This is a genomic window from Litorilinea aerophila, assembly GCF_006569185.2.
GTDB lineage: Bacteria > Chloroflexota > Anaerolineae > Caldilineales > Caldilineaceae > Litorilinea > Litorilinea aerophila.
The window spans coordinates 1-1,930 of record NZ_VIGC02000075.1 but is presented as its reverse complement, the minus strand read 5'-3'; the positions used below and the strand labels follow the sequence as shown (position 1 = coordinate 1,930).

At 67.9% G+C, this 1,930-nt stretch carries 1 protein-coding gene and 1 pseudogene; one reads left to right on the top strand and one right to left on the bottom strand.

The annotated features are described in order from the left end of the window. Positions 1–352 (bottom strand): hypothetical protein (locus FKZ61_RS23655; RefSeq protein WP_141612631.1); only part of this gene is annotated, 352 nt, incomplete at its 3' end. A 365-nt stretch (positions 353–717) separates the two neighbouring features. Between FKZ61_RS23655 and FKZ61_RS23650 the strand changes: the two are divergent. Further along, a pseudogene (locus FKZ61_RS23650) lies at positions 718–1,930 on the top strand (hypothetical protein); the annotation flags it as partial.

Genomic DNA, 1,930 nt, shown 5'->3' with positions numbered 1-1,930 from the left:
GGCCGGCCGCCAGGAAGACCGTGCGCACATGGTCCGCCTCTACATGGCGGGCCACCAGGGCGGAGTTGGTCACATCCCGCAAGGTGGCATTGCCTGCCACGGCCACGCCGATCATGCTTTCGCCGGCATCCACCGAGCCGGCACGCACGTAGCCGGCCGCCGAGTCCTCCATATGGAGGGCGCTGGCCCGGATGGACCGTGCCGCCGACTCTTTCATGGAGATCTGGCCGCCTTCCACGTGAGTGGCGGACTTTTCGTGCAAATCCACCGGTTTGCGGGCCAGACGTCCACTGAGCCGGGCAGCCAGCTCTTCCAGCGGATTTTCGGGATGATCGTGAGGCTGTTCGCCCATGGCTTGACTTCCCTTTCCCAAAGGTCATCAGGTGCCCACCCCAGGATCCTGAGATGTCGATGCCAACCGTGGCGTTGTTCAACCGTGGCGTCGTTTCGGTGCCGCCGGGGCCACACCTGATGTCACCGATGCCGCAAAAAGGCACAACCTCGATTATATCGTGCATGCCAGGCCCGGTCAATTTTCGCCGGGCCTGGGGCGCGCCCCAGATGGTCCACGCCTGGCTCATCTCCCCAATATGTGCGAACCTGTTTGGTTCCTCGCGAAACCGGGGTGGGTAGCCCACATTTGTGGTAGATGAGCCCCACGCTTTTAGCAGGGCAAATCATTCGGCGCTTTGGCCTGGTTATGATACCATGGCGCCCATGGCAACCGACAGTCCCCGCCCTCGCACTTTCGTTCCCCTGGCAGATGGACGCCGCTGGCTCTGGCCACTGGCGCTCATCGCGCTGCTGGCCGGCAGTGCCTGGCTGTGGCTCTCTGGCCCGGCAGCCTCCGTTCCACCGGCCGCACCGACGCCTCAGCCGGTGGAACGGCTGCACAGCGGCACGGTGGCTACCATGGATAGCCCAGCCTTTCACTACACCGCTCCAGCGGGATGGTATGTCAATCGCCAGGGTGCCGACCCGGCTGAACCGCCCGATCCCTGGACCATGCCGGCGGGCGTGGTGGAATTCGAATACCAGGGCCATGAGCTGGCCCTCCAGATCGCCATGGGTGACTACTGGGGCTACCTGTTTGCGACGGTGGACGGCCAGCCAGCCAACCTGCTGCCGGCCATCCCCGGCAATCGAAACAGCCTGGGAGAGCTTGCGGGGTACCACACCTTTTACGCGCCCGAAGCCCAGGGCACGGCAGGCCCCAGCCCCCGCTGGATTCGGATTCACCGGGATGCCGCCGGGGGCAGCCACCGGGTCCGGCTGGAGATCTGGCGCAGTTGGGGCCAGGTTCCCCTGCGGGCCGTGGCCGTGGATGCCCTACCCGCGCCACCGCCACCACGATGGCCGGGCATGGCCCTGGTACTGCTGGGCGGCTGGGGCCTGCTCCTGGCCTTCGGTCCCCGGCTACGGTCGGGGACCGAGGTGATAGCCCACGGCAGGGCAGTCCAGCACCTTCAGCGCCTGTGGCCCGGGTGGGTGCGGCGCAATCCCTGGCCCCTGGCTGCCATGGCCTGGGCGGCCCTGGCGACCGGCCTTCTGGCACAGGGCTGGTGGCTCTGCCTGGCCGGTCTGGCCCTGCTGGCCTACATCGCCGTCTGGCACCCCGTCCTCTGGCTGGCCACCCTGGCTTTCGGGCTGCCGTTTTACTTTGGGGTGAACCTGCCCTTGCTTCCCCACCGCGCCCTGGGCCTGATCGACGTGGGCGTTTTGGGCGGCGTGGTCCTGACGGTCGCGCATTCCCTGCTGGCACGGCCGGCCACCAGGCCCGCCCAGCTCCAGGGTGGACTCGCCCCGTGGCAACGCCGGCAGCAGTGGCTGCTGGCCGCCCTGGTCAGCTGGGCGTTGGTCAGCGCGGTTGCCGCAGCCCATGGCGGCGTCGCGCTGCGGGAATGGCGCACGGTCTTCCTGGCGGCCGGCC